15 protein-coding genes are annotated in these 20,981 nt (G+C 69.1%); 14 read left to right on the plus strand and 1 reads right to left on the minus strand.

Features of this window, described 5'->3' with window-relative positions; translation table 11 throughout:
* Positions 1–55 precede the first annotated feature (55 nt).
* The 14 genes from DIE02_RS12715 to DIE02_RS12780 all read left to right on the plus strand — a co-directional run bounded on the left by DIE02_RS12715 (position 56) and on the right by DIE02_RS12780 (position 18,788).
* Positions 56–1,258: a MexX/AxyX family multidrug efflux RND transporter periplasmic adaptor subunit gene (locus DIE02_RS12715; protein ID WP_124485530.1), complete on the plus strand. Its 1,203-nt coding sequence runs from the start codon at positions 56–58 to the stop codon at positions 1,256–1,258.
* A gap of 19 nt (positions 1,259–1,277) precedes the next feature.
* Complete coding sequence (locus DIE02_RS12720; protein ID WP_124485529.1) at positions 1,278–4,415, plus strand: multidrug efflux RND transporter permease subunit; 3,138 nt, start codon at positions 1,278–1,280, stop codon at positions 4,413–4,415.
* Positions 4,412–5,875: an efflux transporter outer membrane subunit gene (locus DIE02_RS12725; protein WP_124485528.1), complete on the plus strand. Its 1,464-nt coding sequence runs from the start codon at positions 4,412–4,414 to the stop codon at positions 5,873–5,875. The genes DIE02_RS12720 and DIE02_RS12725 overlap by 4 nt, the downstream gene beginning before the upstream one ends.
* Before the next feature lie 864 nt (positions 5,876–6,739).
* On the plus strand, positions 6,740–7,252 hold the full coding sequence (locus DIE02_RS12730) for a fimbrial protein (RefSeq protein ID WP_044843588.1): 513 nt from the start codon (positions 6,740–6,742) through the stop codon (positions 7,250–7,252).
* 118 nt (positions 7,253–7,370) lie between these two features.
* The gene (locus DIE02_RS12735; RefSeq protein WP_124485721.1) at positions 7,371–9,824 is read left to right on the plus strand and encodes a fimbria/pilus outer membrane usher protein; all 2,454 of its coding nucleotides are present in this window, start codon (positions 7,371–7,373) and stop codon (positions 9,822–9,824) included.
* Between the two features lie 16 nt (positions 9,825–9,840).
* Entirely contained in the window at positions 9,841–10,587 is a 747-nt protein-coding gene (locus DIE02_RS12740; protein ID WP_124485527.1) for a molecular chaperone, read from the plus strand.
* Positions 10,584–11,606 (plus strand): fimbrial protein, encoded by a 1,023-nt coding sequence (locus DIE02_RS12745; protein ID WP_124485720.1) that lies wholly within the window; start codon positions 10,584–10,586, stop codon positions 11,604–11,606. The genes DIE02_RS12740 and DIE02_RS12745 overlap by 4 nt, the downstream gene beginning before the upstream one ends.
* A 321-nt stretch (positions 11,607–11,927) precedes the next feature.
* A complete protein-coding gene (locus DIE02_RS12750) occupies positions 11,928–12,596 on the plus strand; it encodes an RNA polymerase factor sigma-70 (protein WP_044843584.1) in 669 nt (222 codons plus the stop codon).
* A gap of 117 nt (positions 12,597–12,713) precedes the next feature.
* Entirely contained in the window at positions 12,714–12,956 is a 243-nt protein-coding gene (locus DIE02_RS12755) for an MbtH family NRPS accessory protein (RefSeq protein WP_044843583.1), read from the plus strand.
* A 44-nt stretch (positions 12,957–13,000) separates the two neighbouring features.
* Positions 13,001–14,020, plus strand: coding sequence for a TauD/TfdA family dioxygenase (locus DIE02_RS12760; RefSeq protein ID WP_124485526.1), 1,020 nt, complete (start codon positions 13,001–13,003; stop codon positions 14,018–14,020).
* Positions 14,010–14,861, plus strand: a complete 852-nt coding sequence (locus tag DIE02_RS12765; RefSeq protein WP_124485525.1) for an ABC transporter ATP-binding protein — start codon at positions 14,010–14,012, stop codon at positions 14,859–14,861. The genes DIE02_RS12760 and DIE02_RS12765 overlap by 11 nt, the downstream gene beginning before the upstream one ends.
* Complete coding sequence (fhuB, locus tag DIE02_RS12770; RefSeq protein ID WP_124485524.1) at positions 14,858–16,960, plus strand: Fe(3+)-hydroxamate ABC transporter permease FhuB; 2,103 nt, start codon at positions 14,858–14,860, stop codon at positions 16,958–16,960. Before DIE02_RS12765 ends, fhuB begins: the two co-directional genes overlap by 4 nt.
* The gene (fhuF, locus tag DIE02_RS12775; protein ID WP_124485523.1) at positions 16,957–17,757 is read left to right on the plus strand and encodes a siderophore-iron reductase FhuF; all 801 of its coding nucleotides are present in this window, start codon (positions 16,957–16,959) and stop codon (positions 17,755–17,757) included. The genes fhuB and fhuF overlap by 4 nt, the downstream gene beginning before the upstream one ends.
* The gene (locus tag DIE02_RS12780) at positions 17,757–18,788 is read left to right on the plus strand and encodes an ABC transporter substrate-binding protein (protein WP_124485522.1); all 1,032 of its coding nucleotides are present in this window, start codon (positions 17,757–17,759) and stop codon (positions 18,786–18,788) included. The genes fhuF and DIE02_RS12780 overlap by 1 nt, the downstream gene beginning before the upstream one ends.
* Positions 18,789–19,019: 231 nt before the next feature.
* On the opposite strand, the gene DIE02_RS12785 is transcribed toward DIE02_RS12780, so the two are convergent.
* The gene (locus DIE02_RS12785; RefSeq protein WP_124485521.1) at positions 19,020–20,765 is read right to left on the minus strand and encodes a cyclic peptide export ABC transporter; all 1,746 of its coding nucleotides are present in this window, start codon (positions 20,763–20,765) and stop codon (positions 19,020–19,022) included.
* Positions 20,766–20,981 lie beyond the last annotated feature (216 nt).

The raw sequence follows: 20,981 nt of genomic DNA on the forward strand, positions 1-20,981 counted from the left end.
TCGGCCACCCTGAGCCGCCGCATTGTATCGGCGGCGAACGATCCGAGGTCAGCACATGAATAACAAACGCTCCCTGGGGCGCCGCCTGCGGCTGGCGTCGTTCGCGCTCGCGGCCGTGCTGGCCGCGACCGGCTGCGGAAAGGGCGAACGGGACAAGGCGCCGGAGGCCATCCAGAACGCGACGGTCGTGACGGTGCGTCCGACGGCCGTGCCGATGACCGTCGAATTGCCGGGCCGGCTCGACGCATATCGGCAGGCGGAAGTGCGCGCGCGGGTCGCGGGCATCGTCACCGCGCGGACTTACGAGGAAGGCCAGGAAGTGAAGCAGGGCGCGGTGCTGTTCCGCATCGACCCCGCACCGCTGAAGGCCGCGCGCGACGCAGCGAGAGGGGCGCTCGCGAAGGCGCAGGCCGCCGCGCTCGCGGCGAGCGACAAGCGCCGCCGTTACGACGACCTGGTGCGCGACCGCGCGGTCAGCGAGCGCGATCACACCGAGGCCGTCGCGGGCGACACGCAGGCGAAGGCCGACGTCGCGTCCGCGCAGGCCGAGCTCGCCCGCGCGCAACTGCAGCTCGACTATGCGACCGTCACCGCGCCGATTTCGGGCCGCGCCCGGCGCGCGCTCGTGACCGAAGGCGCGCTCGTCGGCCAGGACCAGGCGACGCCGCTCACGACCGTCGAGCAGCTCGACCCGATCTACGTGAATTTCTCGCAGCCGGCGGCCGACGTCGACGCACTGCGCCGCGCGGTGAAGAGCGGGCGCGCGACGGGCATCGCGCAGCACGACGTCACGGTGACGCTGCTGCGCGCCGACGGCACCGCGTATCCGCTGAAGGGCAAGCTGCTGTTCAGCGATCTCGCGGTCGATCCGACCACCGATACCGTCGCGATGCGCGCGCTGTTCCCGAATCCCGAGCGCGAACTGCTGCCGGGCGCGTATGTGCGGATCGCGCTCGACGCGGCCGTCGACCAGCGCGCGATCCTCGTGCCGCGCGATGCGCTGCTGCGCACGGCCGATCGCACATCGGTGCGCGTGGTCGACGAGAACGGCAAGGTGAAGGACGTCGAAGTCGCCGCCGACCGGATGAGCGGCCGCGACTGGCGCATCACGCGCGGTCTCGCGGGCGGCGAGCGCGTGATCGTCGACAACGCCGCGCAGTTCGCGCCGGATACCACCGTCAAGCCCGTCGAGCAGGCCTCGCCGACGAAGGCCTCGTCGGCGAAGGCCGCATCACCGGCGGCCGCCCGTCAAACCTGACCGGTTCACATAGACCAACATGGCACGTTTCTTCATCGATCGCCCCGTCTTCGCGTGGGTGATCGCACTCTTCATCATGCTCGGCGGCGTGTTCGCGATTCGCGCGCTGCCCGTCGCGCAGTATCCGGACATCGCGCCGCCCGTCGTCAGCATCTATGCGACGTATCCGGGTGCGTCCGCGCAGGTCGTCGAGGAATCGGTGACCGCGCTGATCGAGCGCGAGATGAACGGCGCGCCGGGGCTGCTGTATACGTCCGCGACGAGCAGCGCCGGGATGGCATCGCTCTACCTGACGTTCAAGCAGGGCGTCAACGCCGATCTCGCGGCCGTCGAAGTGCAGAACCGGCTGAAGACGGTCGAGGCGCGGCTGCCCGAACCCGTGCGGCGCGACGGCATCCAGGTCGAGAAGGCCGCGGACAACATCCAGCTCGTCGTGTCGCTGACGTCCGACGACGGCCGGATGAGCGACGTGCAGCTCGGCGAATACGCGTCGGCGAACGTCGTGCAGGCGCTGCGCCGCGTCGACGGCGTCGGCCGGGTGCAGTTCTGGGGCGCCGAATACGCGATGCGGATCTGGCCCGACCCGGTGAAGCTGGCCGGGCACGGCCTCACCGCGTCGGACATCGCGTCGGCCGTGCGTGCGCACAACGCGCGCGTGACGGTCGGCGACATCGGCCGCAGCGCGGTGCCGGACAGCGCACCGATCGCGGCGACGGTGTTCGCCGACGCGCCGCTGAAGACGCCGGCCGACTTCGGCGCGATCGCGCTGCGCACGCAGCCGGACGGCGCCGCGCTCTACCTGCGCGACGTCGCGCGCATCGAGTTCGGCGGCAACGACTACAACTATCCGTCGTACGTGAACGGCAAGGTCGCCACGGGCATGGGCATCAAGCTCGCGCCGGGCTCGAACGCGGTGGCCACCGAGCAGCGCGTGCGCGCGGCGATGGACGCGCTGTCCGCCTACTTCCCGCCGGGCGTGAAATACCAGATCCCGTACGAGACGTCGTCGTTCGTGCGCGTGTCGATGAACAAGGTCGTCACGACGCTCGTCGAGGCCGGCGTGCTGGTGTTCCTCGTGATGTTCCTGTTCATGCAGAACCTGCGCGCGACGCTGATCCCCACGCTCGTCGTGCCGGTCGCGCTCGCGGGCACGTTCGGCGTGATGCATGCGGCCGGCTTCTCGATCAACGTGCTGACGATGTTCGGGATGGTGCTCGCGATCGGCATCCTCGTCGACGATGCGATCGTCGTCGTCGAGAACGTCGAGCGACTGATGGTCGAGGAAGGGCTCGGGCCCTACGACGCGACCGTCAAGGCGATGCAGCAGATCAGCGGCGCGATCGTCGGCATCACGGTCGTGCTGACGTCGGTGTTCGTGCCGATGGCGTTCTTCGGCGGCGCGGTGGGCAACATCTACCGGCAGTTCGCGCTGGCGCTCGCGGTCTCGATCGGCTTCTCGGCGTTTCTCGCGCTGTCGCTGACGCCCGCGTTGTGCGCGACGCTGCTCAAGCCGGTATCCGGCGACCATCACGAAAAGCGCGGTTTCTTCGGCTGGTTCAACCGCTTCGTCGCGCGCTCGACGCAGCGCTATGCGACGCGCGTCGGCGCGATGCTGAACAAGCCGCTGCGCTGGCTGGTCGTGTACGGTGCGCTGACCGCGGCGGCCGCGCTGATGCTCACGCAACTGCCGAGCGCGTTCCTGCCCGACGAGGACCAGGGCAACTTCATGGTGATGGTGATCCGGCCGCAGGGCACGCCGCTCGCGGAAACGATGCAGAGCGTGCGCGAGGTCGAATCGTACATTCGTCGCGACGAGCCGGCCGCGTACACGTTCGCGCTCGGCGGCTTCAACCTGTACGGCGAGGGGCCGAACGGCGGGATGATCTTCGTCACGCTGAAGAACTGGAAGGAGCGCAAGGCCGGGCGCGATCACGTGCAGGCGATCGTCGCGCGCATCAACGCGCGCTTCGCGGGCACGGCGAACACCACGGTGTTCGCGATGAACTCGCCGGCGCTGCCCGATCTCGGTTCGACGGGCGGCTTCGACTTCCGGCTGCAGAACCGTGGCGGGCTCGACCATGCGGCGTTCAGCGCCGCGCGCGAGCAATTGCTCGCGGCGGGCGGCAAGGATCCGGCGCTCACCGACCTGATGTTCGCCGGCACGCAGGACGCGCCGCAGCTCAAGCTCGACATCGATCGTGCCAAGGCGTCGGCGCTCGGCGTGTCGATGGACGAGATCAATACGACGCTCGCGGTGATGTTCGGCTCCGACTATATCGGCGACTTCATGCACGGCACGCAGGTGCGCCGCGTGATCGTGCAGGCCGACGGGCGGCACCGGCTCGATCCGGACGATGTGCAGAAGCTGCGCGTGCGCAACGCGCGCGGCGAGATGGTGCCGCTCGCGGCGTTCGCGACGCTGCACTGGACGCTCGGGCCGCCGCAGCTCACGCGCTACAACGGCTATCCGTCGTTCACGATCAACGGCTCGGCCGCGCCGGGCCACAGCAGCGGCGAAGCGATGGCCGCGATCGAGCGGCTCGCCGCGAAACTGCCGGCCGGCATCGGTTACGCGTGGTCGGGGCAGTCGTTCGAGGAGCGGCTGTCGGGCGCACAGGCGCCGATGCTGTTCGCGCTGTCGGTGCTCGTCGTGTTTCTCGCGCTCGCGGCGCTGTACGAGAGCTGGTCGATTCCGTTCGCGGTGATGCTGGTGGTGCCGCTCGGCGTGATCGGCGCGGTGCTCGGCGTCACGCTGCGCGCGATGCCGAACGACATCTACTTCAAGGTGGGGCTGATCGCGACGATCGGGTTGTCCGCGAAGAACGCGATCCTGATCGTCGAAGTCGCGAAGGACCTGGTCGCGCAGCGCATGTCGCTCGTCGACGCGGCGCTCGAGGCCGCGCGCCTGCGGCTGCGGCCGATCGTGATGACGTCGCTCGCATTCGGCGTCGGCGTGCTGCCGCTCACGTTCGCATCGGGCGCCGCGTCCGGCGCGCAGATGGCGATCGGCACCGGCGTGCTCGGCGGCGTGATCACGGCGACGGTGCTCGCGGTATTCCTCGTCCCGCTGTTTTTCGTGATCGTCGGCCGCCTGTTCGACGTCGGCCCGCGCCGGCGCGGCGGGTCGCGGCCGGCGACGATGGAGGGTGCGCAATGACGTTTCACCTGAAGGCGCGCTCGACGCCGCGGGCCCCGGTCGCGCTGGCCGCGGCACTCGCGTTCGCGCTCGCCGGCTGCTCGCTCGCGCCGCGCTACGAGCGGCCGGCGGCGCCGGTGCCGGCCAGCTATGCGCCGGTCGACGGCGGCACGCAGCCGGCGTCGGTCGCGGCGCCTGCCGATGCCGCGCTGCTCGACGACTGGCGCGCATATTTCACCGACCCGGCGCTGCAGGCCTGGATCGACGCGGCGCTCGCGAACAATCGCGACCTGCGGATCGCGGCCGGCCGGCTCGACGAAGCGCGCGCGCTGTACGGCGTGCAGCGTGCGGACCTGATGCCGTCGCTCGACGCGAACCTCGGCTACGAGCGCACGCGCCAGTACGACCCGGTCGTGCGCGAGAGCGCGGTGAGCGGGCTGTATCGCGCCGGCGTGGGTATCAGCGCGTACGAGCTCGACCTGTTCGGCCGCGTGCGCAACCTGTCGGATGCGGCGCTCGCCGAGTATTTCGCGACGGCCGACGCGCAGCGCACGGTGCGCATCGGCGTGATTGCCGAAGTCGCCGGCGCGTACGTTTCCGAACGGTCGTTGCACGCACAACTGGCGCTGGCGCAGCACACCCTCGACGCACGCGAGCGCATCGCCGCGCTCACGCAGCGCCGCTATGCGGCCGGCACGAGCGATGCGATCGAGCTGCGCTCGGCCGAGATGCTGGTCGCGTCCGCACGTGCGTCGCAGGCCGCGCTGCAGCGCGAACACGCGCAGTCGGTGCGCGCGCTGCAGTTGCTTGCCGGCGATTTCGCGCGCACGGTGCCGGCCGACGGCACCGCGCTCGACGCGCTCGCGATCGCGCCGGTGGCACCCGGCGCGCCGAGCGCGCTGCTCGAGCGGCGGCCGGACATCCGGCAGGCCGAGTCGCGGCTCAAGGCCGCGAACGCGCAGATCGGCGCCGCGCGCGCGGCGTTCTTCCCGCGCGTCGCGCTGACGACCGACTACGGCTCGGTCAGCGACGCGTTCTCGAGCCTGTTCGCGGGCGGCACGAGCGTGTGGACGTTCGCGCCGCGCATCACGCTGCCGATCTTCGCGGGCGGCCGCAATCGCGCGAATCTCGACGTCGCGACCGCGCGCAAGCACATCGCGGTCGCCGAATACGAGAAGACCGTGCAGACCGCGTTTCGCGAAGTGGCCGACGCGTTCGCCGCGCGCGACTGGATCGATCGCCAGCTTGCCGCGCAGCAGGACGTGTACGCGGCCGACGGCGCGCGGCTGAAGCTCGCCGAGCGTCGTTACGCGGGCGGCGTCGCGACGTATCTCGAACTGCTCGACGCGCAGCGCAGCACGTACGAGTCGGGACAGGAACTGATCCGGCTCAAGGAACTGAGGCTCGCGAATGCGATTGCGCTGTATCGAGCACTGGGCGGCGGGTGGACGCCGGCGTCAGCCGCGGAGGCCGCCGCGTGATCCGGTAGCCGTGCGGGTGGCGATCGCGCATTGCGATGTGTCGTCGCCACCCCGGCCGGTGTGGCGTCCATCCGGCCATCGGCACCGATCGACGATGAACGCATCCGCGCGTCGTCGTCATCCACGTAGTTTCTCCCCGCTGTCGAGCTGAAGCGCGCCTTCAACCCGTCACGCATCCTGGCGACCGATCGCGTCGTCACACGGCCCCGAGCGTGCCGGACTTCCTCCTTTTTCGATTCCATCCAGGGCGCCGAAACGTCGCGTGCGCGTCGTCGCGCAGGTACGCCGAATGCCGAGACGGCGCACGGCATTACATGCGGCTTTTAATCCCGGGTTGACGATTCAATTGATTCTTGTATCGGGAATAATGACGGGTGACGAAATGTCGCGGTAAAACGTTTGTGCGGATTGCGCAATCGTTTGCGCGAGAAATCCACAGCACCGAAAATCGGCTGTTAATTTCCTCTCAGTTGAAAATCGATGAATGCATTCGTTGCGGTCGGGCAACGATGGCAGGATCGGACAGAATTTTGGCATTTTTGATTGGTAATCCGTCGAAGCCATATCCAGCAAGGAAGGGCGGGGAATAAGCGACCCCAAAAAGGAAATGTCTTTAATTTTCAGTCGGTTCTAGAAAATCAAAAAGGACTGCGGATGAAAATATCGTGATTGAGAATTTCAAGGAAACAGTGGGTTTGAAAGTACGCAAGGCGAAGATTGTCATTTGCGATTTGACAATGCTTTACAGAATTCTTTCATTCATATCTCGATAATGCCGCCTCGTGACGGACGGAAGCCAACCACACGCTGCCTTTTGTATCCGCCACGTCGTCCATTCCCTTTGCAATTCTCACGGAAAACGTCATGAAAAAATCCCTCCTGGCCGCTGTCGCACTCGCAGCCCTGTCCACCTCGGCCTTCGCAGCCGGCACCGGCACGATCAACTTCACGGGCGAGATCGTCGCGGGCGCGTGCGGTATCGACTCGGGTTCGGTCAACCAGACCGTGAACCTCGGCAAGGTGCCGACCCACACGTTCAAGAAGGCCGGCGACAAGTCGGAGCCGGTCAAGTTCGACATCGTCCTGACCGACTGCGACACCAGCATCTCGAAGAACGCATTCTTCACGTTCACGGGTACGTCGAACGCGGCCCAGCCGAAGCTGCTCGCCACGATCGGCTCGGCAACCAACGTCGGCATCCGCGTACAGGGCGCAACGGGCGAAGACCTCGACAACGGCGTCGAACAGGCCGCTGCAACCCTGCTGCAGAACGGCAACAACACCGTGCGCTTCGCCGCACGCTACGAAGCGACGGCAGCCGACGTGACGCCGGGTACGGCCGACGGCGTCGCGAACTTCACGGTTCGCTACCAGTAAGCGGCCGTCACGGAGGAGGGGTGCGCGCACCCTTTCTCCGGCTTGTCTTCCTGCCCAGTTTTTCTCGGACTTCCGGTAGCACCGCGTGCGAATCAGACATTCCTTCCTTTGCGTCTCCGTGCTGGTGGTCGGCAGCCAGAGCCATGCGACGGAATTCAATTCGTCGTTCCTCGACATCGACGGCTCGAACAACGTCGACCTGTCGCAGTTCGCGCAGGCCGACTTCACGCTGCCGGGCGAATACATGCTCGACGTGCAGGTCAACGACCTGTTCTACGGGCTGCAGGCGATCCAGTTCATCGCGCTCGACCCGTCCGGCGCAGGCAAGCCGTGCCTGCCTCCGGAACTCGTCGCGCAGTTCGGGCTGAAGCCGTCGCTCGCGAAGGACCTGCCGCGCTTCCAGGGCGGTCGCTGCGTCGATCTCGGCTCGATCGAGGGCGCCACCGTGCGTTACCTGAAGAGCGACGGTCGGCTCAAGATCACGATTCCGCAGGCCGCGCTCGAATTCACCGATTCGAACTACCTGCCGCCTGAGCGCTGGTCCGAAGGGATTCCGGGCGCGATGCTCGACTATCGCGTGATCGCGAACACGAACCGCAACTTCGGTTCGGGCGGCGAGCAGACGAATTCGATCCAGGCCTACGGAACGATCGGCGCGAACTGGGACGCGTGGCGCTTTCGCGGCGACTACCAGGCGCAGTCGAACGCGGGCAGCAGCGCGTACGCGGATCGCACGTTCCGCTTCAGCCGGCTTTACGCATTTCGTGCGCTGCCGTCGATCCAGTCGACGGTGACGTTCGGCGACGACTACCTGAGTTCGGACATTTTCGACACGTTCGCGCTGACCGGCGCGTCGATCCGCAGCGACGACCGCATGCTGCCGCCTTCGCTGCGCGGCTATGCGCCGCTGATCGCGGGCGTCGCGCGCACCAACGCGACCGTGACCGTCTCGCAGGCGGGCCGCGTGCTGTACGTGACGCGCGTGTCGCCGGGCGCATTCGCGCTGCAGAACATCAACACGAGCGTGCAGGGCACGCTCGACGTCGCGGTCGAGGAAGAAGACGGCAGCGTGCAGCGCTTCCAGGTGACGACGGCCGCCGTGCCGTTTCTCGCGCGCACCGGACAGCTGCGCTACAAGGCCGCGGTCGGCAAGCCGCGGCAGTTCGGTGGTGCCGGCATCACGCCGTTCTTCGGTTTCGGTGAAGCGGCGTACGGCCTGCCGCTGGATTTCACCGTGTACGGCGGCTTCATCGCCGCGTCGGGCTATACGTCGATCGCGCTCGGTGTCGGCCGCGATTTCGGCACGTTCGGCGCAGTCTCGGCCGACGTCACGCATGCGCGTGCGCGCCTGTGGTGGAACGGCGCGACGCGCAACGGCAACTCGTACCGGATCAACTATTCGAAGCATTTCGACACGCTCGATGCCGACGTGCGCTTTTTCGGCTACCGCTTTTCCGAGCGCGAATACACGAACTTCGCGCAGTTCTCGGGCGACCCGACCGCATACGGCCTCGCCAACAGCAAGCAGCGCTATTCGGCGACGCTGTCGAAGCGCTTCGGCGATACGTCGACCTACTTTTCGTACGACCAGACGACTTACTGGGCGCGCTCGTCCGAGCAGCGCATCGGCCTCACGTTGACGCGTGCGTTCTCGATCGGTGCGCTGCGCAACCTGAACGTCAGCCTGTCGGCGTTCCGTACGCAAAGCGCGGGCACGAGCGGCAACCAGTTCTCGGTGACCGCGACGCTGCCGATCGGCGGTCGTCACACGGTCACGTCGAACCTGACGACGGGCAACGGCAGCACGAGCGCGAACGCAGGCTACATCTACGACGATCCGGACGGCCGCACCTACCAGGTCAACGCGGGCGCGACCGATGGCCGCGCATCGGCGAACGCGAGTTTCCGCCAGCGCACGTCGACGGTCCAGTTGACCGCACAGGCGTCGACGGTCGCGAACGCGTATGCGGCCGCGTCGCTCGAGGTCGACGGCTCGCTCGTCGCGACGCAGTACGGGCTCGCCGCACACGCGAACGGCAACGCGGGCGATACGCGCCTCCTGGTCTCGACCGACGGCGTGCGCGACGTGCCGCTGTCCGGCACGCTCACGCACACCGACTCGCGCGGCTATGCGGTGCTCGACGGGATCTCGCCGTACAACGTGTACGACGCGACCGTCAACGTCGAGAAGCTGCCGCTCGAGGTGCAGGTATCGAACCCGATCCAGCGCATGGTGCTGACCGACGGCGCGATCGGCTTCGTCAGGTTTTCGGCGGCGCGCGGCAGCAACCTGTACCTGACGCTGACCGACGCGGCCGGCAAGCCGCTGCCGTTCGGCGCATCGGTGCAGGACGCGGCGAACGGCAAGGAGCTCGGCATCGTCGGCGAGGGCGGCGCGGCGTTCCTGACCCAGGTTCAGCCGAAATCGGCGCTCGCGGTGCGCGCGGGCGAACGCACGCTGTGCACGGTGGACGTGCTGCCGAACCAGCTTCAACTCGAAGGCACGCCGATTCCGGTGACGTGCCAGGCATCCGGCGAGTCGCACGCAGCGGCCGCACGGATCGAACGATGATTTCACGGATCCAGCGATGAACCACGTTTTCTCCCTTTCCTTCCTGCGACGCGCGTCGTGCATGCTGAGCGCGGCGAGCGCGCTGCTCGCCGGTGTCGCGCACGCGGCGATCGTCCCGGACCGCACCCGCGTGATCTTCAACGAAGGCGAACAGGCCGCGATCGTCACGATCACGAACAAGAGCACGACGTATCCGTATCTCGTGCAGTCGTGGCTCGAGGACGCGAAGGGCAACAAGATCGCGTCGCCGCTGATGGTCGTGCCGCCGCTGCAGCGCATCGAGGCGAACGAGCGCAACGTGCTGCGGATCGCGAAGCTGCCCGGTGCCGCGCTGCCGGCCGATCGCGAATCGGTGTTCTACCTGAACATCCGCGAAGTGCCGCCGAAGTCCGATATACCGAACACGCTGCAGATCGCGCTGCATACGCAGATGAAGCTGTTCTACCGGCCGAAGGCCGTGCAGCCCGCGCGCGACGAGGACTGGACGCTGCCGATGACGCTGCGGGTGGACCCGGCCGCGCACACGCTCGTGTTCGACAACCCGACGCCGTATCACGTGACGGTGGTGGAGGTGACGGCCGGCGCGCAGAAGACGCCGGTGCCGATCGAGCCGGTGATGGTGAGCCCGATGAGCACGGCCGGCGTGCCGTTCAAGGCCGCGACGCCGTCGACGCTGTTCGTCACGCATATCGACGATTACGGCGGCCAGGTGGCGGTCGAATACGCGTGCGATGCCGGTGCGTGCAAGAGCGTGAAGCGATGAGCGGCGGGATGCGCGAACGGCAATGGCCGGCAGCATGGCTGCGCTGGCTCGTGCTTGCGTTGCTGGTCGCGGCGGCGCAGCCGGCGTGGGCGCTGCGATGCCTGACGAACAGCGGCGCGACCTCGCTGACCGAGCCGATCGGCGGCGTGGCGTCGTATCCGACCGACGCGCCGGACGGCTACGTGATCTGGGTGTCGCCGGTCCGCACGACGTCGGGGTATTGCTACAAGGACCTCGGCGATGCCGACAGCCTGAAAGTCGTCGACAACATCTATTTCTACGCGAATCCGAATCGCACGAACCCGGCCGCGTGGGGGCTGGAGATCGGCATCCGCTACAAGGGCGTCGACTACTTCGACAAGACGAGCAATCGCGGCGGCGGGGTGTTTACCGGCTATGCGGTGCCGCCGTGCAGCAGGGAAGACTTCGATCACAGGCGTTGCGAGCAGACCCGCATCAGCATCGACTACCAGGTCGTCGTGCGCAAGAAGGGCAACTGGGTCCAGCCGCCGAGCGATATCTACACGGTGTTCCAGTTCGACGGCGAGTTCGGGCTGAATGCATTCGGCACGAGCTTCCAGTACCGCCTGAGCGGCCTGCGCAACCTCAAGCCGACGCCGTGCTTCGTCGACGTGCTCGTGACGCCCGAACCGGGCATCGTCAACTTCGGACAGGTGCAGGCGGTGGGTAACGGCTTCCTGCCCGCGGTACCGCGCAAGCCGTTCTCGTTGTCGTTGTCCAAGAAGTGCAACGTCGCGGTGCGCGTCGACGGCTATTTCGAAACGAGCTATCCGCTGCAGAACGGCCTGCTGGTGCCGGCGAAGGACAGCAATTTCGGGATCGGCATCGAGGACAGCAAGGGCAACGCGATTCCGTTCAACCAGCAGTTCACGCTCGCGCAGTTTCCGTCGAACGTGATGAATCAAAGCGTGCGGATGGACGCGGTGCTGAAGTCGTTCGGGCCGCCGAAGATCGGGCGGTTCGATGCAACCGCAACGATCCGGCTGTTCATCTACTGACGCGCGCTGCGTGCGCGGCCGGACGCGCCGCGCGCGCCACGAAAGAAGCGCCGGCATGCCGGCGCTTCTTTGCGGCGCTCCCGACGCCGCGCCACACCCACCAGGCGCCGCGGGCCGTTTACGGTGCCATGCCAATTCCTTCCCGCGAAAAGCTTTCCCCACGCCACCGCTGCGCGGCAGCCATCCCGTCCGACAAAAACACGGATCCCGTCAATTAATCAGACAAATCCTGACGGTCTGCAGGGGCATTTCGTAATCGTATTGAGAATGATTTGCGTTTACGTTAAATTGCGCTATCTCGAAATCTGACGGAGCAGATCGATGGCAATGGCGGAAGTGCTCGAACGGCCGGCAGCCGCAGCGGCGAACCCGTTCCTCGGCAGTTGTCCGGACCTCCCGTCACGTCCCGCACCGCGGGCGCATCGCGGCGCGCAGCCGCGTGCGCAAGGCGCGCTGCTCGACGTGCTGATCGCCCATCGCGCGATGCTCGTCAACGTCGCGCGCGGCTTCGTCGGTTGTGCGAGCCGGGCCGAGGACGTCGTGCACGACGTGTTCGTGAAGCTCGTCGAATTCCCGAACCAGGACGCCGTGCGCCAGCCGGTCGCGTACGTGACGCGGATGGTGCGCAACGCGTCGATCGACGCGTGCCGCCGGCAAAGCCTCGAGAACGTCTATCACACGGAAGAGGACGACGGCTTCGACGTGCCGTCGCCGGAACCGACGCCCGAGGCCGCGCTGCTGACGCGCGACACGCTGCGTCGCGTATGGGCCGCGCTCGACGACCTGCCGGCGCGCAGCCGCGCGGCGTTCGAGATGGTGCGGCTGCGCGAGGAGACGCTGCAGACCGCGGCGCGCGCGCTGAACGTGTCGCAAACCCTCGTGCATTTCATGGTGCGCGACGCGGAGCGGCACTGCGCGGAATGCCTCGACGCATGCCATCGCGGCGTCGCGTGCCCGGTGTTTCTCGGCGGCCGCGCGCGGCGACGGTAAAAAAACGCGCCGGCCAATCGTCTTCAAGACAGGAGCGGCCGATTCAACGGTCCAACGATCCGACGGTCCGGTCACTTGCCGCTTCGCATCCTTCAACCGCTTCCCGTTTTTTCGATCATGACGCAAGCCACGACGCCTTCCGCCGATACCGACGACCTCGTCTACACGGTCGTCATCAACGACGAAGAACAGTATTCGATCTGGCCGACGTTCCGGCCCGTGCCGGCCGGCTGGCGCGAGGTCGGCGTGCGCGGCCCGAAAGCCGACTGCCTCGCGCACATCGAGACCGTCTGGACCGACATGCGCCCCGCGAGCCTGCGCCGCGCGATGGACGGCGAACGCGCGACGCGCACGTCGTGACCCGCCGCGCCGCGATCCGGCGCGTCACCTGAAGAGGACGTTGCATGACCCTGCTTTCGTTGCCGACGCTCGACGACCTGCGTATCGAGCCGGGGCTGCCCACCGTCGTGTCGCCGCGCAGCGCCGACGGCATTTCGATCGACGAGATCGCGCCGCTCGCGCATGCGATCGCGGCCGACACGCTCGAACGGGCGGGCGGTGTGCTGTTCACGGGCTTTCACGTGCCGTCGATCGATGCGTTCCAGCGGTTCGCGGCATCGTTCGGCGATCCGCTGAACGGCTATGAATACGCGTCGACGCCGCGCAGCCAGGTCGAGGGCGCCGTCTACACGTCGACGGAATACCCGCCGCACCGCGCGATTCCGCTGCACAACGAGCAGTCGTACACGCGCGAGTGGCCGCTGCGGATCTGGTTCCATTGCGCGCTCGCGGCGCCGAAGGGCGGGGCGACGCCGATCGCGGACAGCCGCGCCGTCTATCGCGCGCTCGATCCGGCGCTCATCGCGCGCTTCGAGCAGCGCGAGCTGCTGTACGTGCGCAATTTCGGCCAGGGGCTCGACCTGCCGTGGCAGCAATCGTTCGGCACCGAGGAGCCGGCCGAGGTCGAGCGGATGTGCGCGGCGCGCGGGATCGAATGCGCATGGCGCACCGACGACGACGGCGAACTGCTGCTGCGCACGCGCGAACGCTGCCAGGCCGTCGCGCGCCATCCGCGCACGGGCGACCGCGTGTGGTTCAACCAGGCGAACCTGTTTCACCTGTCCGCGCTCGACGACGACATGCAGGAAGCGCTCGTCGACGCGGTCGGGCTCGAGAACGTGCCGCGCAACGTGTATTACGGCGACGGCGCGCCGCTCGAGGCCGACGCGCTCGCCGAGATCCGCGGCGTGCTCGACCGCCAGCGCATCGTGTTCCCGTGGCGGACGGGCGACGTGCTGATGCTCGACAACATGCTGACCGCGCACGCACGGGACCCGTTCGAGGGGCCGCGCAAGGTGGTCGTCGCGATGGCGCAGAGTTACACGGTCCCGCGCGCGACCGAACGGAGGACCGATGACGCGTAGTAGCGCCGCGCTGGCCGCGCGCGGGCTGACGGTGGGTTATCGCGACCATGTCGTGATCGACGGGCTCGACCTGTCGATCGCGGCCGGCCGCGTCACGGCGCTGTGCGGCCCGAACGGCTGCGGCAAGAGCACGCTGCTGCGCACGCTCGCGGGCCTGCAGCCCGCGCGTGCGGGCCAGGTCGACGTGAACGGCAAGCCGCTCGCGTCGTTTCGCCGTCGCGCGCTCGCGCGCGAGCTCACGATGCTCGCGCAGTTCAACCAGATTCCGTCGGGCCTGACGGTGCGCGAGCTCGTCGCGTACGGGCGCTACGCGTACGGCGGCTTCCTGCGCGGCCTGTCGCGCGCCGATCATGCGGCGATCGACGAGGCGCTCGACACGAGCGGTCTCGCCGGCGACGCCGGGCGCGACGTCGGCGCGCTGTCGGGCGGCGAGCGGCAGCGCGCGTGGATCGCGATGGCGCTCGCGCAGCAGGCGCCGATCGTGCTGCTCGACGAGCCGACGACCTATCTCGACATCCATCACCAGCTCGACATCCTCGACGCGCTGCGCGCGCTGAACCGCGCGCGCGGGCTGACGATCGTGTGGGTCCTGCACGACCTGAACCAGGCAGCGGCGTACAGCGACGAGATCGTGCTGATGCGTGCCGGCCGCCTCGTCGCGCAGGGCTCGCCCGACGCGATGCTGGAGCCTGCGCAGCTGCGCGCGGCGTTCGGCGTCGACATGCTGAAGCTCGCGCATCCGCAGACGGGCGCGCCGATGTGCGTGCCGGCCTACGGACCGCCGGCATCCGGCGCGACGGACGCGTTCGATCGCACAGTCCAGCGGGATATCGCCGTATGACGACGTTCGCGATGCGCAAACGGCTCGCCGCGAGCGGGCAGGGCGCCCACGGTGCGGCAGCCGGCCGCCGCGCCGGCGCGCTTGCGCTCGGCCTCGTCGCGCTGATCGCGGTGCTGGCGGTGCTGCGCGTCGCACCCGACCTGCGCGTGTGGTGGAACGCCGTGCCGGGCAGCGACGCGGCCGCGCTCGCGGGCGTGTTCCTGTTCGATCTCAACCTGCCGCGCGTCGCGGCCGCGCTCGTGGCGGGCGGCTGCCTCGGCATCGCGGGCGCGCTGTTCCAGTCGCTCACGCGCAACCCGCTCGCGTCCCCCGACCTGCTCGGCGTGACGGGCGGCGCCCAGCTCGGCCTGCTCGCGGCGATGCTGGTGCCGGCGCTCGCCGGGGTCGCATCGGTGCCGCTGCTGTTCGTCTGCGGGCTGGTCGCCGCCGCGTGCGCGATCGTCGCGGCCGGCGGCTGGCGCGCGACGCCGCTGCGGCTCGTGCTCGCGGGCAGCGTCTGCATGCTGCTGTTCGCGGCGCTGTCGACGCTCGTGCTCGCGTTCTTCGAGCAGAACATCGCGGGCGCCGCGCTGTGGACCAACGGCAGTCTCTATCAGCCGGGCGCGACCGGGCTCGCGCTCGCCGCACGCTGGCTCGTCGTGCCGCTGCTGGCGCTGCCGTTCGTGATCCGGCCGCTGAATCCGCTCGCGCTCGGTGACGAGGCGGCGGCCGCGGCCGGCGTGCGTGTCGACGCGACGCGGCTCGCGGCGACGATCGTCGCCGTCGCGTTCACGAGCGTGGCCGTCAGCATCGCGGGCCCGCTGTCGTATGTCGGGCTGGTCGCGCCGAACCTGCTGCGCCAGGTGCGCGGCGCACGCGCGGCTCGGCTCGGCGTGCTGGTGCCGCTGTCGGCGCTCGCGGGCGGTGCGCTCGTGCTCGTCACCGACAGCGCGGTGCTCGCGTCGGGCCTCGACGCGACGCTGTCGACCGGCGTCGCGATCGCGCTCGTCGGCACGCCGCTGATGCTCGCGATGATCCGGCGCGGCGCCGCGTGGTCGGGCGTGCTGCACGCACAAGCCGAACGCGCGGCCGGCGGCGGGTCGACGCGCATGGTCGGCTGGCTCGAACGGCTCGGCTGGCCGCTGCGCACCGCGCTGTTCGTCGTGGCCGGCGCGCTCGTCGTGTTCGTCGGCGTGTCGGCCGGCCCCGAATGGCTGTCGCCGGCACGCTGGTCCGCCGCGCTGTCGGGTCACGATCCCGTCGCGCGGATGCTGATCGACCTGCGCATGCCGCGGCTGCTGTGCGCGCTCCTGGCGGGTGCGCTGCTGGCGGTGAGCGGGGTCGCGATGCAGAGCGTCGTGCGCAACCCGCTCGCCGGCCCCGAAGTGCTCGGCGTCACGCAGGGCGCGGGGCTCGTCACGCTGTTCGCGTTGTCGACGTGGCCGCTGATGGGGCACGTGACGCTCGCGGCGGCCGCGTTGAGCGGCGGTGCGGCGTCGCTCGCGATCACGCTCGTGCTGAATCACCGGCATCGTTACGCACCGCTCGCGGTCGCGCTGACCGGCATCGTGATCGGCGCGCTGTGGACCACGCTCGCGCAATGGCTGATCACGCAGCAAAGCGTGCAGCCCGCGCGCTTCGTCGTCTGGCTCGTCGGCGGCACCTACGGCCGCAGCTGGGGCGAGGTGTCGATGCTGCTGCCGTGGTGCGTGCTGGCGCTGCCAGTATTTGCGTGGCTCGCGCGGCCGCTCGACATGCTCGCGCTCGGCGACGACCAGGCGGCCGCGCTCGGCCTGCCGGTCGCCGCGCTGCGGCCGCTCGCGCTGACGATCGCGACGCTCGCCGCCTGCGCGGCCGTCGCGGCGGTCGGCCCGGTCGGCTTCATCGGGCTGATGGCGCCGCACGTCGCGACGATGCTCGGCGCGCGCCGGCATCGCACGCGGCTGTGGCTCGCGGCCGCATGCGGCGCGCTGATTCTTGGCCTCGCCGATCTGGCCGCCCGCACGGTCGTCGCGCCGCGCGAAGTGCCGGCCGGCGTGCTGACCGCGCTGATCGGCGCGCCTTACCTGCTCGGGTTGCTGATCCTCGAGGGGCGCCGCGCCCGGCGCGCGGGGCGATGACGCCGGCGCTCGACGGCGCACGCGCCACGCGATTCTCCGCGTTCGCGCCCGAACCGTTCGCCGCGCATCTCGACGCCGTGTGGCTCGGGATGCCCGACGACACGCACGCGCCGGGCCGGATCGTCGTGCCGGTCAGCGCGCTGCCCGAGCATCGCGGTGCGGTGCTCGACGCGATGGTCCGCCACTACGGCGGCGATCCGGCGCTGCATGCGCGCGCGCTGGTGTCGCAATGGAGCAAGTACTACTTCGGCCGCGCGGCGCCTGCCGGCGTGGTCGCCGCGCTGACGCTCGGCCGGCCGCTCGACATGGCGCCGGAGCGCACCTTCGTCGCGCTCGACGACGGGATGCCGGCCGCGCTGTATGTCTCGCCTGACGCGCTCGGCGCACCGTGCGACGAACCTGCGCCGCGCTATGCGGGGCTCGTCGCGCATCTCGGCGCGGTGATCGACCTGCTCGCGGCGATGGGCCGCGTCACGCCGCGCGTGCTGTGGAGCAACGCGGGCAACCTGCTCGACTATCTGCTCGACACGTACCGCGCGCTGCCGTGCGCGGCCGATCCCGTTCGCGATGCCGACTGGCTGTTCGGCGCGTCGTGCGTCGCCGGGGAGCCGAATCCGCTGCGCATGCCGGTGCGCGACGCCGTGCCGCGCTCGCCGCTGCTGCCGACGCCGTTTCGCGCGCGCCGCGTATGCTGCCTGCGCTATGAAATTCCAGGAGAAACGCAACTGTGTGGAAGCTGCCCGCTGCTATTGACGATGGACGACGCGGCGCTGGCCGGGCAGGATGCGATCCGGTGATGCCGGTACCGCATGCCGGCCGCCGCCATGCGCTCGCGGCACTGGCCGCGCTCGGCGCCGCGTGCTGCGGTGCGCCGGCCGCCGCGATCGCGGACGGCGCGCGCGGCGGGCAGGGCGGCATGCCGTCGCAACCGGGCCGCTCGCTCGCCGGCAACCCCGTCGTGTCGCAGGCGAGCGCGACGATGCCCGTGCGGCCGCAGCGCGTGGTCGCGCTCGACTTCATGTTCGCGGAAAGCGTGATCGCGCTCGACCTCGTGCCGGTCGGCATGGCCGATACCGCGTTTTATCCGGGCTGGCTCGGCTACCAGAGCGACCGGCTCGCGCACGTGACCGACATCGGTTCGAGGCAGGAGCCGGGGCTCGAGGCGATCGCCGCGGTGAAGCCCGACCTGATCATCGGCGTCGGCTTCCGGCATGCGCCGATCTTCGCCGCGCTCGACCGGATCGCGCCGACGATCCTGTTCCAGTTCAGCCCGAACGTGTCGGAAGACGGCGTGCCCGTCACGCAGTTCGACTGGATGCGGCAGATCTTCCGGACGATCGGTCGCGTGACCGGGCGTGATGCGCGCGCACAGGCGGTCGAAGCGCAACTCGACGCAGGGATCGCGCGCAATGCGGCGCGGCTCGCGGCCGCGGGCCGCGGCGGCGAACGCATCGCACTGCTGCAGGATCTCGGGCTGCCCGACCGCTACTGGGCCTATACGGGCAACAGCACGTCGGCCGGCCTCGCGCGCGCGCTCGGGCTCGACCCGTGGCCGAAGAAGCCGACGCGGGAAGGCACGCTTTACGTGACGTCCGCCGATCTGCTCCGGCAACGCGATCTCGCCGTGCTGTTCGTCACCGCGACGGGGATGGACGTGCCGCTGTCGTCGAAACTCGATTCGCCGGTGTGGCGTTTCGTGCCCGCGCTGCGCGAGCGCAGGATCGCGCTCGTCGAGCGGAACATCTGGGGGTTCGGCGGGCCGATGTCGGCGCTGAAGCTGGCCGACGTGATGACCGATACGATGCTGACGCTGCCGGCCGTGCGCTGAACGCGCGGCGGGTCGTGCGCGGGTGGGGTGGCGTGGTCGCGAATTGCATTGTCTCGCGCGTGTTGCGCGAATGCCTGTTCCGCTGCATTCCGTCGGCGTCGTAAACAACTACGCACACCGAACGATATATCTCAGGTTCTTCCGGTACTTCCCGACGCTCACCATCCTTCGAACCTGAAACCGCCTGCGTGCAGCATCCGCTGCGCGCAGGCGGCAGGTGTTTGACGATACTTACGCGCTCAGCACATCCGCACCATCGCGTGCGCGTGACCGCACGGGCGTCGTATCGCTGACGATCTGCCCGTTGTCGAGCTTCAGCAGGCGATCGGCGAGACCGAAATAGCGGTCGTCGTGCGTGATCACGATCACGGCCTTGCCGCGCGCGCGCAGCTCGGGCAGCAACTGTTCGTAGAACACCGCCTTGAACGACGGATCCTGGTCGGCCGCCCATTCGTCGAACAGGTAGAACGGCCGGTCCTCCAGGTACGCGACGACGAGCGCGAGCCGCTTGCGTTGCCCGGTCGACAGCGCGCGGTTCGAGAACGCGCCGTCGACGACCTTCACCTTGTGATCGAGCGCGAGCTTCGCGACCAGCGCGTTCGCGCGCGCATCGGCCTGCGTCCGCGCCGGATCGTCGGGATCGACGATGCCGAGCAGCGCATCGAACAGGTGGAAGTCGTTGAACACCGCGCTGAAACGCTGCCGGTACGCGGCGCGCTCGCGCCAGCCGATCGGGCGGCCGTCGACCTCGATCGTGCCTTCCTCCGGCTCGTAGAGCCCCGTCAGCACCTTCGCGAGCGTCGTCTTGCCGCTGCCGTTGCCGCCGACGATGAACACGAGCTCGCCCGGCCGGATCGTCAGGTCGATCGGCCCGATGCGGAACATCCGTTCGTCGCGCTCGTGGAAATACGCGTGCGTGACGCCGCGCAGCGTGACGGCGCCTGCCGGCGGCACGTCGGGCGCGTCGCTCGCAGGCGGCACCGTCCGCAGCGCGCCGAATTCGGCCATCACGCCTTCGATGCGCCCGAGCGACACGCGCGCCGCGTTGACGGTCGGCAGGTTGTTCAGCAGACCGTCGAGCGGCACCAGCATGAACAGGAACACGACGACGTAGCCGGCCGCCGTGCCCGCATCGGCATGCACGCCGAGCTGCGGCCAGAACGCGGCCGCGCCGAGGAACACATAGAACAGGAAGATGATCCAGCCGACGCCGATCGCATACGCGCTGAACGCGCGGCGGCGGTGGTCGCGCACCTCGCCGATCGCGGCGCCGAGCTGGCCGTCGACGAACTGGCGCGCGCGCGCGTCGTGCAGCTTCAGTTCCTTCGCGCCGGAGAACAGCGAGCCGAGATAGCCGAACAGGCGATCCTGCGCGTGGCCGGCCGCCTCCAGCGACGCGATCGCGCGGCGATCGCCGGTGTGATAGCCGAGCGAGCCGGCGACGATCGCGGTCAGCGCGAGCAGGCACACGGGCCACGACAGCCACGCGAGATAGCCGAGGCAGCCGAACACGATCGAGCCGTGCATCACCAGGTTCGGCAGCGCGAAGAACAGCATCGACACGTTGGTCGCGTCGTCGGTCAGCACCGACTGCACGGGCGCCGCGCCGATCCGCTCGATGTCGCGCAGCTCGGCCGCGCCGACGCGCCGCGCGAGATGCATGCGCAGCCGCGCCATCGTGTCCTGCGACAGCCGGGCGAACAGCGTGCCCGACACGATCCGCGTGACGAGCGCGATCACCGCGCACAGCGCGAAGCGCCACGCGAGCGCCGCGTCGGCCGCGCCGGGCGTCGCGAGCGCGCGGTTCAGCGTCGCGACGAGCAGCACGCTCGCGACGCCGTTGAGCACGCAGGCGACGAGCGCCAGCGCGAGCGACGCGCGGCTTTCGCGCAGCAACGCGAGGATCAGGCGGGCCGCAGGGCGGCCGGGGGAGGCGTCGAGGGACGGCGGGGAAGAAGGCTCGTGGGCAGCGGTCATCGGCAACGTCGATAAATGAAGGGCAGGCAAACCCTGCGGAAACGGCAAGACTGATGCGAAAGCGGCGCGCGGGGCGGGCCCGGTTGCGACTTTCCTCCCTGATAGACGAACGGGCCGCGCAAATATTTAGCCCTGCCTTCAAAAAATGCATCCGTGCCGGCTTTGCGCGCAAAACGGTAAAAAATCGGCCGCGCCGTTCGTCACACCAGTGAAGCC

The organism is Burkholderia sp. Bp8991 (assembly GCF_003853795.1).
GTDB lineage: Bacteria > Pseudomonadota > Gammaproteobacteria > Burkholderiales > Burkholderiaceae > Burkholderia.

Coding starts and splice junctions, on each gene's coding strand:
- DIE02_RS12715 (WP_124485530.1), top strand. CDS start 56: ATGAATAACAAACGCTCCCTGGGGCGCCGCCTGCGGCTGGCGTCGTTC.
- DIE02_RS12720 (WP_124485529.1), top strand. CDS start 1,278: ATGGCACGTTTCTTCATCGATCGCCCCGTCTTCGCGTGGGTGATCGCA.
- DIE02_RS12725 (WP_124485528.1), top strand. CDS start 4,412: ATGACGTTTCACCTGAAGGCGCGCTCGACGCCGCGGGCCCCGGTCGCG.
- DIE02_RS12730 (WP_044843588.1), top strand. CDS start 6,740: ATGAAAAAATCCCTCCTGGCCGCTGTCGCACTCGCAGCCCTGTCCACC.
- DIE02_RS12740 (WP_124485527.1), top strand. CDS start 9,841: ATGAACCACGTTTTCTCCCTTTCCTTCCTGCGACGCGCGTCGTGCATG.
- DIE02_RS12745 (WP_124485720.1), top strand. CDS start 10,584: ATGAGCGGCGGGATGCGCGAACGGCAATGGCCGGCAGCATGGCTGCGC.
- DIE02_RS12750 (WP_044843584.1), top strand. CDS start 11,928: ATGGCAATGGCGGAAGTGCTCGAACGGCCGGCAGCCGCAGCGGCGAAC.
- DIE02_RS12755 (WP_044843583.1), top strand. CDS start 12,714: ATGACGCAAGCCACGACGCCTTCCGCCGATACCGACGACCTCGTCTAC.
- DIE02_RS12760 (WP_124485526.1), top strand. CDS start 13,001: ATGACCCTGCTTTCGTTGCCGACGCTCGACGACCTGCGTATCGAGCCG.
- DIE02_RS12765 (WP_124485525.1), top strand. CDS start 14,010: ATGACGCGTAGTAGCGCCGCGCTGGCCGCGCGCGGGCTGACGGTGGGT.
- fhuB (WP_124485524.1), top strand. CDS start 14,858: ATGACGACGTTCGCGATGCGCAAACGGCTCGCCGCGAGCGGGCAGGGC.
- fhuF (WP_124485523.1), top strand. CDS start 16,957: ATGACGCCGGCGCTCGACGGCGCACGCGCCACGCGATTCTCCGCGTTC.
- DIE02_RS12780 (WP_124485522.1), top strand. CDS start 17,757: ATGCCGGTACCGCATGCCGGCCGCCGCCATGCGCTCGCGGCACTGGCC.
- DIE02_RS12785 (WP_124485521.1), bottom strand. CDS start 20,765: ATGACCGCTGCCCACGAGCCTTCTTCCCCGCCGTCCCTCGACGCCTCC.